Origin of the sequence: Hymenobacter plasmatis, assembly GCF_020711255.1 — a bacterium.
In the GTDB taxonomy this organism is placed as follows: Bacteria; Bacteroidota; Bacteroidia; order Cytophagales; family Hymenobacteraceae; genus Hymenobacter.
In genome coordinates this window covers 117,332-130,666 of record NZ_JAJFAW010000012.1, presented here as the reverse complement: position 1 = coordinate 130,666, position 13,335 = coordinate 117,332, and the positions used below count along the sequence as shown (strand labels likewise).

Sequence of the window (13,335 nt, the reverse complement as noted above, 5' to 3'; positions counted from 1 at the left end):
ATGGGACGACCCCGAGATAAGATGGGATGGGCTACCCATAAAATGGGATGAATGCCGGGGCCCGGCCCGCTCTTACTTCGGCAGCCACCGCAGCCATTGCGTGGCTACTGAGCCAACAAATTGGGCTGGGTTGGGCTACCGATGCGGCAGCCCAACCCCCGCTCCCACCCCGGAAAAACGGCATTCGTCCCATTTTCCGGGGTTCTCAGCCCAATTAGTTTCGGGTGCGGGTTGGGCGCCCTAACATTGTTACCGAAGGGCGCTGCACACCAAAGTCAATTTGCGCGCCTACAATCCAATTGATGAACCAACCAAGGCACTGCCACCATGTATTATACCAGTAAAGATGTGTCCGGCCGGCTGTGGGAGGCCTTAGCCACCGCTTGGGCCGCGGCCAGCCGCTTCACTCGCTATGGCATTGTGGCCATAGCCGGGTGCCTGTTGGTTACCCTGCTGCTCATTCTCGTTGACCAGGAACACGGGGAGTTGTCGCTCTTCATCAGCCTCCTGGTGATTCATGGCTTTGCGTTGCATGGCTACTGCTTTTACTACCTGATTCCCCGCCTGGAAAGCCAGGGGAAAGGGTTTCGGTCTTACCTGCTGCGGTTCGTCGGGGTGTTGGTCGTCTCGTCGGCGGTCCTGTTTACGGTGGGGTTGGTCCTGACCCAGGACCCCGATGCAAGTACCAACTTTGGCTTGCTGAATGCGTTCTTTCACTTGGTCGTGACCGGGCCGCTTTCCTGGGTGCTCTACAAACGGCAGGCCCGGCACACCCAGCAAATTGCCGTGCTGGAAACTGAGTTGGGCCAGACCACCGCCAACCTCGACTTTCTGCGCTCGCAGATAAACCCGCACTTCCTGTTCAACGCCCTCAACACCTTGTACGGCATGGCCCTGCAGGAAAACAGCGAACGCACGGCGCAGGGCGTGCAAATGCTCGGCGACATGATGCGCTTCATGCTGCACGAAAACCACCAGCCCCGCATCATGCTGGCGCGCGAAGTGGAGTACCTGCAGAACTACATTGCCCTGCAAGAACTGCGCACGGCCGCCTCCCCCAACATCACCATTGCCACCACCCTGGCCGACGTGCAAACCGACCTGCAGATTGCGCCCATGCTGCTCATTCCGTTTGTGGAGAATGCCTTCAAGCACGGCATCAGCCTGCAGCACAAATCCTGGATTACCCTCACCCTGGAATGCCGCCAAAACACCCTCTACTTTGACCTGCACAACAGCACCCACGCCAAGCCCACGCCGGATGCGGCCTCCACGGCCTCGGGCGTGGGGCTGGAAAACGTACGGCAACGCCTGGCCCTGCTCTACCCGGGCCGGCACGAGCTGGTCATTCGGCAAACCGCGGGCGAATATTTCGTTCACCTCACACTGCAGTTGTAGCGCCCGGCGCCCGGCATTAGGTTTGAAGCAATAATGCCGAGCGCCGGAAAACCCACCCACGACCCATGAAGGCAATTGCCATCGACGACGAACCCCTGGCCCTGGAAGTAGTGCGCTCCCTGGCGGCCAAACTGCCGTTTCTGGAACTGCAGGCCTGTTTCACCGATGCTTTTGCGGCCACCGAATACCTGCAGCGGGTACCCGTTGACCTGTTGCTGCTTGACATCAACATGCCCGATATCTCCGGTCTGGAGCTGGTGCGCAGCCTGCCGCGCAAGCCCCTGGTGATTTTTACCACCGCCCATTCCGAGCATGCCATCACCGGCTTTGAGCTTGATGCCGTTGACTACCTGCTCAAGCCGTTTTCGCTGGCGCGGTTTGCCAAAGCCTGCAACAAAGCGCAGGAGCTGCTCCGGCTGCAAGGCGCGGCGGCTCCCGCCAAAGAATACCTGTTTTTGAAAACCGGGTACGAGCAGGTCAAGGTTGTTTTCGACGACATTCTTTACCTGGAAGCGGCCGGCAACTACGTCACCTTCGTGCTGCCGGGCAAGCGCCTGCTCTCCCGCATCACCCTAAACGAAGCGCTGGAGCTCCTGCCGGCCAATAAGTTCGCCCGCGTGCACCGCTCCTTCGTGGTGGCCAAAGACAAAATCGACACCATCGAACGCCATCAGGTGCGCATACAAGGCCACTACGTGCCGGTAGCCGCCTCCTACTCCCAGGAATGGCCGCTGACGTAAGCAGCGAAATGACCTTTGCACCTTTGCCTGAATACCAAGTAAGGTGTTGACTAGCTGATTTGGTCGACCACGGAATCAGGTTGCCAGCCCACTTTTTCAGCCCACAGCTCGGCCGCGTGGTAGAGCAAGTGAAACACGGGTTCTTTTAAAAACAAGTAGCCATCGATGCTGTCGGGAAAGACTGCGGCGGCGCGTTGTTTCAGCAGCCCGTATTCTTCCCGGGCGGGGCCATGGGCACGGAGGTAGTCGCGAAACAGCAGCGCAAACCGGGCATTGAAACGGCCGGCTTCCCGCAGATGCAGGTGCATGCGCCGCTCGCCCTCAGGCTCGCGCAGGTACAGCTTGCGCACCTCTACGGAGCGCGCCGGCAAGCCATGAAAAAGGTCGTACTCCCACTGCAGGCCCTGCCGAAACCCCACGGCCCGAAGCCGTTGCACCAATATCGCGGCATCGGCCCACTGCGCCACGCGCAGCTGTACATCAAGCACATCCTTGGCTACCAGGCCCGGCACAGCCGTGGAGCCAATGTGGTCGATGGCCAGTAGCTCAGGCCCCGCCAGGGCCTGCAGGCGCCGGGCAAGGGCGGTGAACTCGGTGGCCCAAGCAGGCTGGTGGGGCACCAGCACCACCGGCCGCGAGCGTTCAAAAGTCAGCGGTTCAGTCATGGCAAGCATTGCAGTCGATGCGAAGAAACGGCCCGACGGCCTATAAACTGTTCTTTCTAGGTTGTTAGCCGTAGCCGGGTGCGGCAGTTGCTACCCCAACTCGGTTACCTCCTGTGCAACGGCACCAACCTGCTATGCTATAGCATTATGAGACTATAAAGATTAGCTTTGTTGGAATGCTGTGGCCTGAGCTGGCTGCAAGCTTTACCAATTATCGTCAACTTAATCTAATGAGCCACGTGCTTTCCGCCGGCCCCCAGCTTGTTGCTGAGGGCATCATCGGCCAGGAACTGTTTGACCAGTACGCTGCCGAGTGGCTGCGCATTAGCGGCGCGGCCGACGGCGCCGAGCTTACCGCCAGCTTCCGTGCCCCTCACGGCGACCTGCGCGTGTCGGCGGTGAGTTTTCCGGTAAAGTGCATAGCCGAATTGCTCTCGGCGGTGGGCGTGCGCACCATCAAGGCTCGTTTCCTGATGGTGCCCGATGAGCACAAACGGCCGCATTTCTCGGTCGCGCTTTTCGCCACCGATGCCCTCGATACGCGCCTTACCTCCTACTACCTGGCCGAGCCGTTCTGGAAACCGCGCAAGGACCCGGCCCAGGACGCGCCCCCGCTAAGAATGGAAATCGCCAATGTGCTGGCAGCGCACTGGGCCACCCAGTGGGCCGATGTGGCGCGCTTCCCGCTCACGGCCCAGCTCTTCAGCAGCCACTACGGCCCGCTGCGGGGCTACAACTTTGAGCTCAGCGATTTCATGAAGCCGCTGCTGGTGCTGGACAAGCTGGGCGACCAGCGCCTACTGCTTGAACTGGGCCTGCACACGCATTATGGCCCCGGCCCGTCGGGCGAGGTGTTCACCGCCACTTTTGGGCTCATGGTACGCCTGGCTGGCCTCCAGGCCGAGGACGGGGAGCTGGACCCGGAATACGACTTGGCTACCCCCATTCCTCCCGGTTCTTAAGTTCCTCGGAACATTTCTCACTGCCTCACTCGGGGCTTTTCTTCCCACACGCATCGTAGCCTTCACATATGGACGCCTCCTTTTGGTTGGTTTGGACCGGGCAACTTTCGAGGATAATCCTGCTGGCAGTGGGGCTGCTGGGGTTGGCGCGCTACCGGCAGCTGCCCTCGGGGCTTCGCTACCTGGTGGGGCTGGTGTGGTTTGGGCTGACTATTGAAGTTTGCGCAAAGGTGCTCCACGACTGGAAGGGCTCTAACCTATTGCTTGCGCCGATTGATGCAGCAGGCGAGCTGTGGCTGCTATCGTTGGTCTACGCCTGGGCCCTGGACTCGGCTACTTTCTCGCGGCTGCGGCCTTGGTTGTTCGGCGCATTTGTGCTCTACGCCGGATTCACTGTAGCGCTGGCGCCCGAATTTACCCGATTCAAAACCGGGGTCATGGTGCTCGAGAGTCTGGGAATGATGCTGCTGGCGGGGCTGTACTTCCGCAAGCTGCTCAACGAGCTGCAGGTGCCGCGGTTGAGCCAGGCGCCCATGTTCTGGGTGTCGACGGGGCTGCTGCTGTACGCATTGGGCAAGTTCCTGATTGCGCTGTTCAGCAACTACATGCTGGCGCACTACTCCCTGCAATTAAGCCTGGTAATGTGGACAATACACGCCATGCTCATCGTTGTGCTGTACCTCGGCTATGGCCGCGCCCTATGGATGCGCCCGCAGAGGTAACTTTCGGCACGCTGCTGCTGGGTGGCATTGGGCTGATGCTGCTGCTGGCGGCGGCGTTCGTGGGCTTCGTTGTGACTTACCAGCAGCGCCTGATGCGGCAGCAGCTGCGCCTGCGAGGAGCCGAGGCCGCCCACCAGCACCACCTGCTCACGGCCGTAATCGCGGCGCAGGAGGCCGAGCGCGAACGCATCGGCCGCGACTTGCACGACGACGTGGCTTCGTCTATTGCCATGGCCAAGATGCTGGTCGACCAACTCAGCACCGCTCCCAACGCCGCCGACGCGCCCGAAATGCTGGCCCTGGCCCGCGAAGTGCTGGGCAGTGCCGTGGAGGACGTGCGCACCGTGTCGCACAACCTCTACCCGGACCAGCTGGCCCGCGTGGGCCTGGTCCCGGCCCTCTCCCATCTGGCCGAACTCTGCCGCCGAACCGACGCCCTGGCCGTCGACTTCGACGCGCATTACCCCCATCCGCTGCCCCTGGTTAAGGAGCTGGCCCTGTACCGCATCTGCCAGGAGCTGGTGCACAACACCCTCAAACACGCCAGCGGCGCCGCCCACCTGCGCATCCAGCTACGCCAGCAGGATGGGAACCTGGTGCTCTCGGTGGAGGACGACGGCTGCGGGTTTGCCACTAGCCCCCCGCCGGACGGCACTGCCGCTAGGGGAATGGGCCTGCGCAGCATCGGCGTGCGGGTCGAGATGCTGGGCGCGGAACTGGAGCAGCATTCGGCGCCTGGCCTCGGCACCCGCACCAGAATCAAACTGGCCCATCCTTAAGCCTGACAGTCAGCACTCGCACTACCCCGCCAGGTACGCCTTGCTGGGTTAGGTGTCCTTTCTGCGTGGTGGGGCGTATAGGGCCTTACCACCTCCTCTAGCCCATGCCACAGCCTTCTCGCCTGCCCGTCTCCAGCCCCTTCGACGCCGATGAGCGGCTGCGTTGGGTGGAGCGCATTGCTCATTTGATGGATAGCCAGTTTCGGCTGCCCGGCACCCGGTTCCGCTTTGGCCTCGACCCGCTGCTGGGCTTGGTGCCCATTCTGGGCGACCTTTCGTCGACGGCCGTGTCGGTGGCCTTGCTGCTCACCATGCTGCGCCACGGTGCCAGCGGCGCGGTGGTGGTGCGCATGACGCTCAACATCTTGCTCGACACCGTAGTGGGCGCCGTCCCGGTTTTGGGCAACCTGTTCGACTTCGCTTATAAAAGCAACGAGCGCAACGTAGCCCTGCTGCGTAGCCACTACGCCGAAGGCCGGCACCGCGGCAGCGGCAAAGGTCTGGTGGCGGTGCTGGTGCTGGCCTTTCTGGTGGTGTTGGGCCTAGTGGCCTGGGGCAGTGTTGCTTTGTTGAGCTGGATATGGCACTACTTTGCGGCGCATCCGGTGCTGGGCACGTAGTTTTTAGCCCAACTTCTTTTTCTGAAACTGCAGGTCCCCGCTGAGGGATTCGTGATGCAGGATGGACTCGTACACCACCCGGGCTTGCCGGCCGGTTTCGTCGGCTTTATGGAAAAACAGCTGGGCTACGTCATCCTGTTTGTCTTGCAAAAAGTGCTGGCCGAGGCTTTGCAGGAGCATTTTGGTTTCCTCCAGCCCGCGCATGGACTGGTAAAGCATGCTTTCTACCGAGGCCGTGACCTCGCCTAGCAACGCACTCAAAGAGTAGGCGTGGCCGGTGTGGCAGCGGTAGCGAATCAGCTTGCCTTCGATAAGCTGGGTGAGCGCGCCGTGGCAGTCGGGGCAGGTGAAGGGCGTGAGCTTGCCCTTCTCGATGATGCCCAGCTCGAACCCGCCGCCCTGCTTGGCAATGGTCAGCTCCACCTGGAGCAGGTCCAGCTCAGCGGCCGGGAGGTGGGTTTTGGCAGGAGCGGCCTGCAGGGTGAGGCGCACCAGCAGCGAGCCCAGCTCCGCGAGCGGCACGACGTAGTCGGCTTTGACAAACTCTAGCGCGTTGGTGGGCATGGCCGGCGACTGCGCATCGGCCGGGTCCTGCACGATGGCCAGCCCACCCATGCGCTGCACGCTCCAGAGGCCGGAAGTGCCGTCGTCGAGGTAGCCCGTGAGCACCACGCCAATCACGCGCGGGCCGTAGGTGTACGCGGCCGAACGAAACAGCGCATCGATAGACGGCCGGAACCGGTTTTCCTTCGGGCCCCGCGTCACGAGCACCTTATTGCCTTCCAGCAGCAGGTGGTGGTCGGGCCGGGCCACGTAAATCACGCCGGGCTCCACGGTTTCGCCGTTCTGCGGGTGTCGCGCCGGCAGGGCCGATACCGAGCTGAGCAGCTGCGGCAGGATGCTGGGAGAGTCGGGCGCCACGTGCTGTACCACAAAAATGGGCGCCGGGAAGTCGGCCGGCAGGGTTTTGACCAGCTCCAGCAGCGCCGAGACACCGCCCGAGGAGGCTCCAATTACCACAATGTCGCGGTGGTGTTTTCCGTTCTTGCCGGCAAGTGGAGCTGTCATGGCGTGCTTAAAAATGCCCTTGTGTTTCTAAGCGTACGCAAAACCCACCCCTCCGGTCTACCGGCCCTCGGCAAAGCAGCCTTCGCCCAGGGCCGGCAGTAGAAGCAAAGGCTGACCAGTCAGCCCCACCAGACCCCATTGGTGTTTACCGGGAAATGGCGGCTATCGACGGCGCTGCCGTAGCGGGAGCTAATTCATTCACTGAGATAATGGTTTGCGGCTGGGCTTTCACCTGCACGGTGTAGCGGTACCGCTCGCGGCCCACGCGCAGCAGCACGGCGTAGCGGCCAGCCGGCACTTTGCGGAAGCTCAAGTGGTAGCCATTCGAAGGGCGGTGATTGACCTCGTTTATCAAGCTGTTGTAGCTATCCAGATTGATAACCTGCATCTGCATCGCTTTTTTAGCGGGGTTCTCAATCGTTACCCACAGGCTGGCTGCATCGGGCTGCTTGGCTTTCACGCTGGGAGCGTCTTGGGCCAGGGCCGTGCCGGCGCTGCCCAACAAAGCCAGCCCACCGAGCAGAGCGGCGCGGAAATGCGGTGCTGCCATAAAAGAACGGGCACGAGTGGAAGATTGTGCGGCGGCCAGAGGCTGCTCGCTGCGGGAGGTGTTGGGACGTTTCATGATTACAGAAAAAAGTAGGGTGGAGTGAAAAAACCAGGCCTTACGGTTACGTATAGTACTGGGTGACGAACAATACAAATGTATGCTAGGTACTTTGCAAAGCAAGGTAGTGGGTGTAAAAATTTATTTTTTCCCGCTGTTGCTTTGAATTATTGACTGATAATCAGCGAGAAAATTTTCAAGCCTTCTGGGCTGGCCGGCGCCTTTCCTCCTTTTTGCAGCTAGTCGGCCCTTGGCTTGAAGCCCTGGAGAGCGGAAATACAGATTGCCCAGCTCCATCCCAAGTCAGGAATACACCCCATGGGTGTGCCTTATCAGATTGCGGCACCTATCCCTAACCGAGCAACTGCGCCCCTAAATGGACGTGGCGATACCATTAGGTTAGCAAACCAGCTCAATTCTTGCCCTTTAGAGGTTTTACCGTGTGAGCTTTCATTGTGCAGCCGGGACTAGGCCGCAGCTATGCAGCCCGTAACACCTCCCTCCTGCTCCGCACCAGGCAAAATCAGACAAGCAGCGCGCCACGGCCCTGGAACCTCTGCTTTTTTATCCTTGTCGAGAGTGCATGAACTGGCTGTTCTTATTCCTGCTACCGCTGCTCCTTGGGCTGACTGGTGGGGCACAGGAGCCGGCACCCACTGCCATTACCGGCCGCTGGCAGCCCGCGGATAAGCGGGGCGTGCTGGAGATTTATGCGGCTCAGGGCCATTTTTATGGCAAAGTGGTGGGCCCCACGACTCCCCCACGCCTCGACACGGAGAATCCCAACCCGAAGCTGAGGCAGCGCGCCTTGCTGGGCACGGTCATCCTGCAAGGCTTCCGCTTCGACGGCAAGGGAACCTGGCAGGGTGGCACCATTTACGACCCTACCAACGGCAAGACCTATGCTGCCACCCTAAGGCTGCGAGATGCTAATACGCTGGTAGTCCGGGGATATGTAGGGATTCCCCTATTTGGGCGCACGGTGGTGTGGTCACGGCTGCCCTAAAAGCGAGCTCTGCTTATTCAGCGGGCCGGGGCCTAAAAACAATTCCGGTATTTTTCAGTCAGCCCAATTTAGGTAATTGAGCAAGGCCAGCCCGTAATCAAGCAGTGCATTAAGGACATAGCAAAAGACACACGAATATTAGCAAAAACGTCTTTCAGAACGCTTAATAGCCCTTTTACCTGTTACCTCCGCCCTTTTCGCTTAAACTCAGAATGGTGAAATCCGGAGATGTCCCGGGCCGTTACTGATGCGCCATTCGAGCAGAATTAGACTAAGTGGCCAATCTCAAAAACAAGTTTTTTTGGTTTTACAAAAAATAGTCCCCTTATTGTCAGCATCAATTCCTCACTTATGAAGGATTGTTTTTATACAGAGGCGCGGAGAGACAGGCTCGACGAAACGCCGGCAACCCCCTGCTAACGCAGAACGGTGCCAATTCCTGACCATATAAAAACAAGTAGCCGTGCGCGTTTCCAACCACCTCCGCCTAATGCCCCTCCCTTTTGCTGCCATGCAACCGATGTGTTGTTGCATGCCAGGCATGGGCATGTGTATGGCGGGGACCAGCGCGGGTTGTTGAAGCTCCCTTTCCTGCTATAGCTGCCATTGAGGCAACTCATTGAAGCCGGCCGCTGCAAAGCGCTTTGGCGACTAACCGCACGGGCATGTCCTGCGGCTACGCCTGCCAGGCCGGCTCTTTAGCCACCCGGAGCTTTCACTGAAAAGCGCCACTCCCTTCAAACATCATGGAATACCCCCTGGCAGGGCTGGTCGACGACCTGCGCCGCTATTTGGTGGGCCAATCCGTGCCGGACACCCTGGCGCTGATTGCCGACCACTTCCCCGGCCAAGCCTCCTTCTCGACCTCATTTGGCCTCGAAGACCAAATCCTCACCCACTTCATTTTCACCCACGACCTGCCCATTCGCGTGTTTACACTCGACACGGGCCGCAATTTTCAGGAGACGTATTCGACCTGGAACAAGACGCTGCTGCGGTACCAGAAGCCCATCGAGGCCTTCGCCCCGCAGCAAAGCAGCGTGGAAGCCCTGGTGCTCCAAAAAGGGCCCAACAGCTTTTACGAGAGCATAGATAACCGCAAGGAGTGCTGCTACATCCGCAAGATGGAGCCGCTGCAGCGGGCCCTGGCGGGGCAAAAAGTGTGGGTGACGGGCATCCGCGCCGAGCAGTCGGCCAACCGCCAGCAGATGCACCCGGCGGAGTGGGACGACACCCACCAGCTTATCAAAGTGCACCCCCTCTTTGACTGGACCTGGGAGCAGGCCCGCGCCTTTGCGCAGGAACACAGCATTCCGGTGAGCCCACTGCACCAGCAGGGCTTTGTGAGCATCGGCTGCGCGCCCTGCACCCGTGCCATTCAGCCTGGCGAGGACTTCCGGGCCGGGCGCTGGTGGTGGGAAGACCAGGCGGCCAAAGAGTGCGGCCTGCACGCCACCGCCCCCCACCAGGGCCTCGACCCCGTGGTGGAGCCGCTGCCGGCCTAAGACTCTCCCCTATTCAAGATTTATCAGTGAATGGCTCAGCTTGAGCCCTCCTTTTTACGCCCCATGAATACGATTACGCTTGACTACCTGGACCGGCTGGAGGCCGAAGCCATCCACATTCTGCGCGAAGTGGCCGGCCAGTTTGAACGCCCCGCGCTGCTCTTTTCGGGCGGCAAAGACTCCATTGCCCTCACCCGCCTGGCCGAAAAGGCCTTCCGCCCGGGCCGGTTCCCCTTCCCGCTGGTGCACATCGACACGGGCCACAATTTTGAGGAAATCATCGACTTCCGGGATTCCCTCGCGGCCTCGCTGGGCGAGCAGCTGATTGTGCGCCAGGTGGCCGACACCATCCGGGAGCGGGGCCTGCACGAGCCGGGCGGCAAATACCCCAGTCGCAACCCGCTGCAGACGTACACGCTGCTCGACGTGATTGAGGAATTTGGCTTTGACGCCTGCATCGGCGGGGCGCGCCGCGACGAGGAGAAGGCCCGCGCCAAGGAGCGGATATTCTCGGTGCGCGACGAGTTTGGGCAGTGGGACCCGCGCCGCCAGCGCCCGGAGCTGTGGAACATCTACAACGGCCGCATCCAGAAGGGCGAAAACGTGCGCGTCTTCCCCATTTCCAACTGGACGGAGCTAGACGTGTGGAACTACATCCAGCGCGAAAACATCCAGCTGCCCGACATCTACTTCGCCCACGAGCGCCGTTGCGTGGTGCTGCCCAGTGGCCAGCTCCTGGGCCTAAGCGAACACCTTAACCTCGACGACACCGACGAAATCGTGAGCCGCCGCGTGCGCTTCCGAACCGTGGGCGACTCCACTTGCACCGCCGCCGTGGAAAGCGACGCCGAGTCGGTAGACGACATCATCCAGGACCTGCTGTTGGCCAAAGTGAGCGAGCGCGGCGCCACCCGCCTCGACGACAACCTCTCCGAAACCGGCATGGAGGACCGCAAGCGCAACGGGTATTTCTAGCCGACCAATTACAAAAACGTCATGCTGAGCGGAGTCGAAGCATCTCTACTGCAGCAGTAATCAATGCTAGCTCAACGAAGCGGTAGAGATGCTTTGACTGCGCTCAGCATGACGAACTGATAAAACTCAAAATACATGGACCTTCTTCGATTTATCACCTGCGGCAGCGTGGACGACGGCAAAAGCACGCTCATCGGCCGCCTGCTATACGACAGCGACTCCGTCTCGCTCGACGTGCTGGCCACGCTGGAAAAGCGCCGCCACGCCGGCGGAGCCGTGGATTTGGCGCTCCTCACCGACGGCCTGAAAGCCGAGCGCGAGCAGGGCATCACCATTGATGTCGCGCACAAGTACTTCACCACGCCGCGCCGCAAATTCATCATCACCGACGCCCCGGGCCACGTGCAGTACACCCGCAACATGGTGACTGGCGCCTCGAATGCCGACCTGGCCATTGTGCTGGTTGATGCCCGCCAGGGCATTATTGAGCAAACCCGTCGGCACACGCTCATCGCCTCCTTGCTGGGCATTCAGCACTTTGTGCTCGCGGTGAACAAGATGGATTTGGTGAGCCACGAAGAAGCGGTGTTCAACCAGATTGTGGAAGACTACCACGCTGTGGCCGAGCAACTCAAGCTCGCCAGCGTGGTGGCCATTCCGCTCAGCGCGCTCAATGGCGACAACGTGGTGCGGCGCTCGCGGCAGTTGGGCTGGTACGAAGGCCCAAGCCTGCTCGAACACCTCGAGCAAGTGCCCGTGCCGGCCGATGCCAACCCCAACGAGCCGCGCTTCCAGGTGCAGTATGTGATTCGGCCCCAGACCGAGGAGCTGCACGACTACCGCGGCTACGCGGGCCGCATTCAGAGCGGCACCTACCGGCCCGGCGACCGGGTACGCGTCTGGCCGTCGGGGCTGGAAACGGAGATTGAGGCCATTGAAATAAATGAACGCGAAGTGGCCGCGGCCACGGCCCCCCAGGCGGTGGTGCTGCGCCTGCGCGACGACGTGGACGTGAGCCGCGGAGACACCATAGTGCCGGTGAACGCCCACCCCGCCGTGACCCGCGAAGTGGAAGCCACCTTGTGCTGGATGGACGAGCGGCCCCTCAAAGCCGGGCGCAAGCTGCTGGTGCAGCACCACACCGCCGTGGTGAAGGCCTCGGTAACAGCCATTGTGTACAAAACCAACGTGGCCACCTTCGAAAGCGTGGGCACCGACGCCGCCCAGCTCAACGACATCGTGCGGGTGCAGCTGAAAACCGCGGGCCCGCTGGTAGTGGACGACTACCGCCAGAACCGCGCCACCGGCGCTTTCATCCTGGTCGACGAGCAGACCGGAGCAACCCTGGCCGCCGGCCTCATCGAAGGCACCGAACGGGACTACTTCACCCCGCCCGTGCTGGCTGAGGCGAGCTTCTCCATCTAACATTTAAGCAGCCCAAGCCATGCGTGCTACTAGCTTATTTATTCCGCGCCTGACCGTAGTAGGCGCCGGCCCTGGCGACCCGGAGCTGCTGACGCTCAAGGGCGCGCACGTGCTGGCGGCGGCCGACGTGGTGCTCTACGACGCGCTGGCCAATGACGCCCTGTTGGTCCACACCCGGCCCGGCACTCCCACCCTATTTGTGGGCAAGCGCCGTGGGTTCGCGGGCTATACGCAGGACGAAATCAACGCCCTGATTGTGGAGCAGGCCTACCGCCACGGCCACGTAGTGCGGCTGAAAGGCGGGGACCCGTTTGTGTTTGGCAGGGGCCGAGAAGAAATGCTTTACGCGGAGCAGCACGGCCTCAGCACCGAGTATGTTCCAGGCATCAGCAGCGCGGTAGCGGCGGCGGGCTGCCTGGGCATTCCGGCCACGCACCGCGGGCTTAGCGAAGGCTTCCGGGTAATAACAGCCACCACGGCCGATGGCCAACTATCCGGCGCCGTGGCCGAAGCGGCCCAATCGCCGCGCACCACCACCATCATTCTCATGGGCCTGAACCGCCTGGCCGACATCATGGCCCTGTTCGGCCAGCACGGCGGCGCCGACGTGCCAGCCGCCGTCATTCAAAACGGTACCCTGCCCACCGCCCGCCTCGTGACCGGTACCGTGGCCGACCTGGCTGTCCGCACGGCGCGCGCCGGCCTGGGTGCTCCGGCCATCATCGTGGTGGGCGAGGTGGTGCGGCTGGCCACCGCCCCGGCCGCGGCGGCTGTCGCGCCGGCCTGGCAGGCTGCGCTGCAGGCCTTGCTCCTGCCCTACGCCAAAGTGGCCTGACGCAGCCCAATCGCCTTTTTTCTACGAA

14 protein-coding genes and 1 riboswitch are annotated in these 13,335 nt (G+C 61.4%); of the genes, 11 read left to right on the top strand and 3 right to left on the bottom strand.

The annotated features are described in order from the left end of the window. Positions 1–327 precede the first annotated feature (327 nt). Both LJ738_RS10865 and LJ738_RS10860 read left to right on the top strand, forming a co-directional pair. Positions 328–1,398 (top strand): sensor histidine kinase, encoded by a 1,071-nt coding sequence (locus LJ738_RS10865; protein WP_227786344.1) that lies wholly within the window; start codon positions 328–330, stop codon positions 1,396–1,398. 65 nt (positions 1,399–1,463) lie between these two features. After that, positions 1,464–2,138, top strand: a complete 675-nt coding sequence (locus LJ738_RS10860) for a LytR/AlgR family response regulator transcription factor (RefSeq protein ID WP_227786343.1) — start codon at positions 1,464–1,466, stop codon at positions 2,136–2,138. Between the two features lie 50 nt (positions 2,139–2,188). On the opposite strand, the gene LJ738_RS10855 is transcribed toward LJ738_RS10860, so the two are convergent. Then, positions 2,189–2,803 (bottom strand): GrpB family protein, encoded by a 615-nt coding sequence (locus LJ738_RS10855; protein ID WP_227786342.1) that lies wholly within the window; start codon positions 2,801–2,803, stop codon positions 2,189–2,191. 230 nt (positions 2,804–3,033) lie between these two features. Between LJ738_RS10855 and LJ738_RS10850 the strand changes: the two genes are divergently transcribed. From LJ738_RS10850 to LJ738_RS10835, 4 genes are all read left to right on the top strand, one after another. Further along, positions 3,034–3,765: a hypothetical protein gene (locus tag LJ738_RS10850; RefSeq protein ID WP_227786341.1), complete on the top strand. Its 732-nt coding sequence runs from the start codon at positions 3,034–3,036 to the stop codon at positions 3,763–3,765. 68 nt (positions 3,766–3,833) lie between these two features. Then, positions 3,834–4,487 (top strand): hypothetical protein, encoded by a 654-nt coding sequence (locus LJ738_RS10845; protein ID WP_227786340.1) that lies wholly within the window; start codon positions 3,834–3,836, stop codon positions 4,485–4,487. Further along, a complete protein-coding gene (locus LJ738_RS10840; RefSeq protein WP_227786339.1) occupies positions 4,466–5,266 on the top strand; it encodes a sensor histidine kinase in 801 nt (266 codons plus the stop codon). The genes LJ738_RS10845 and LJ738_RS10840 overlap by 22 nt, the downstream gene beginning before the upstream one ends. A 104-nt stretch (positions 5,267–5,370) precedes the next feature. After that, entirely contained in the window at positions 5,371–5,886 is a 516-nt protein-coding gene (locus tag LJ738_RS10835; protein WP_227786338.1) for a DUF4112 domain-containing protein, read from the top strand. A gap of 3 nt (positions 5,887–5,889) precedes the next feature. Here LJ738_RS10835 and LJ738_RS10830 read toward each other — a convergent pair whose 3' ends face one another. Together LJ738_RS10830 and LJ738_RS10825 are read right to left on the bottom strand one after the other, a co-directional pair. Continuing rightward, positions 5,890–6,954: a chemotaxis protein CheB gene (locus LJ738_RS10830; RefSeq protein WP_227786337.1), complete on the bottom strand. Its 1,065-nt coding sequence runs from the start codon at positions 6,952–6,954 to the stop codon at positions 5,890–5,892. 145 nt (positions 6,955–7,099) lie between these two features. Next, on the bottom strand, positions 7,100–7,579 hold the full coding sequence (locus LJ738_RS10825; protein WP_227786336.1) for a hypothetical protein: 480 nt from the start codon (positions 7,577–7,579) through the stop codon (positions 7,100–7,102). Positions 7,580–8,144: 565 nt separating this feature from the next. On the opposite strand from LJ738_RS10825, the gene LJ738_RS10820 reads away from it, so the two are divergent. The 5 genes from LJ738_RS10820 to cobA all read left to right on the top strand — a co-directional run bounded on the left by LJ738_RS10820 (position 8,145) and on the right by cobA (position 13,307). Then, positions 8,145–8,567, top strand: a complete 423-nt coding sequence (locus tag LJ738_RS10820; RefSeq protein ID WP_227786335.1) for a DUF2147 domain-containing protein — start codon at positions 8,145–8,147, stop codon at positions 8,565–8,567. 362 nt (positions 8,568–8,929) lie between these two features. Beyond that, positions 8,930–9,021: riboswitch (SAM riboswitch) on the top strand. 292 nt (positions 9,022–9,313) lie between these two features. Then, entirely contained in the window at positions 9,314–10,072 is a 759-nt protein-coding gene (locus LJ738_RS10815) for a phosphoadenylyl-sulfate reductase (RefSeq protein WP_227786334.1), read from the top strand. Between the two features lie 63 nt (positions 10,073–10,135). Continuing rightward, a complete protein-coding gene (gene cysD, locus LJ738_RS10810) occupies positions 10,136–11,047 on the top strand; it encodes a sulfate adenylyltransferase subunit CysD (protein ID WP_227786333.1) in 912 nt (303 codons plus the stop codon). Positions 11,048–11,182: 135 nt separating this feature from the next. Continuing rightward, on the top strand, positions 11,183–12,472 hold the full coding sequence (locus tag LJ738_RS10805; protein WP_227786332.1) for a sulfate adenylyltransferase subunit 1: 1,290 nt from the start codon (positions 11,183–11,185) through the stop codon (positions 12,470–12,472). A 19-nt stretch (positions 12,473–12,491) separates the two neighbouring features. Further along, positions 12,492–13,307, top strand: a complete 816-nt coding sequence (gene cobA, locus LJ738_RS10800) for a uroporphyrinogen-III C-methyltransferase (RefSeq protein WP_227786331.1) — start codon at positions 12,492–12,494, stop codon at positions 13,305–13,307. Positions 13,308–13,335 lie beyond the last annotated feature (28 nt).

Coding starts and splice junctions, on each gene's coding strand:
- LJ738_RS10835 (WP_227786338.1), top strand. CDS start 5,371: ATGCCACAGCCTTCTCGCCTGCCCGTCTCCAGCCCCTTCGACGCCGAT.
- LJ738_RS10820 (WP_227786335.1), top strand. CDS start 8,145: ATGAACTGGCTGTTCTTATTCCTGCTACCGCTGCTCCTTGGGCTGACT.
- LJ738_RS10825 (WP_227786336.1), bottom strand. CDS start 7,579: ATGAAACGTCCCAACACCTCCCGCAGCGAGCAGCCTCTGGCCGCCGCA.
- cysD (WP_227786333.1), top strand. CDS start 10,136: ATGAATACGATTACGCTTGACTACCTGGACCGGCTGGAGGCCGAAGCC.
- LJ738_RS10805 (WP_227786332.1), top strand. CDS start 11,183: ATGGACCTTCTTCGATTTATCACCTGCGGCAGCGTGGACGACGGCAAA.
- LJ738_RS10865 (WP_227786344.1), top strand. CDS start 328: ATGTATTATACCAGTAAAGATGTGTCCGGCCGGCTGTGGGAGGCCTTA.
- LJ738_RS10815 (WP_227786334.1), top strand. CDS start 9,314: ATGGAATACCCCCTGGCAGGGCTGGTCGACGACCTGCGCCGCTATTTG.
- LJ738_RS10845 (WP_227786340.1), top strand. CDS start 3,834: ATGGACGCCTCCTTTTGGTTGGTTTGGACCGGGCAACTTTCGAGGATA.
- LJ738_RS10840 (WP_227786339.1), top strand. CDS start 4,466: ATGGATGCGCCCGCAGAGGTAACTTTCGGCACGCTGCTGCTGGGTGGC.
- cobA (WP_227786331.1), top strand. CDS start 12,492: ATGCGTGCTACTAGCTTATTTATTCCGCGCCTGACCGTAGTAGGCGCC.
- LJ738_RS10860 (WP_227786343.1), top strand. CDS start 1,464: ATGAAGGCAATTGCCATCGACGACGAACCCCTGGCCCTGGAAGTAGTG.
- LJ738_RS10850 (WP_227786341.1), top strand. CDS start 3,034: ATGAGCCACGTGCTTTCCGCCGGCCCCCAGCTTGTTGCTGAGGGCATC.
- LJ738_RS10855 (WP_227786342.1), bottom strand. CDS start 2,803: ATGACTGAACCGCTGACTTTTGAACGCTCGCGGCCGGTGGTGCTGGTG.
- LJ738_RS10830 (WP_227786337.1), bottom strand. CDS start 6,954: ATGACAGCTCCACTTGCCGGCAAGAACGGAAAACACCACCGCGACATT.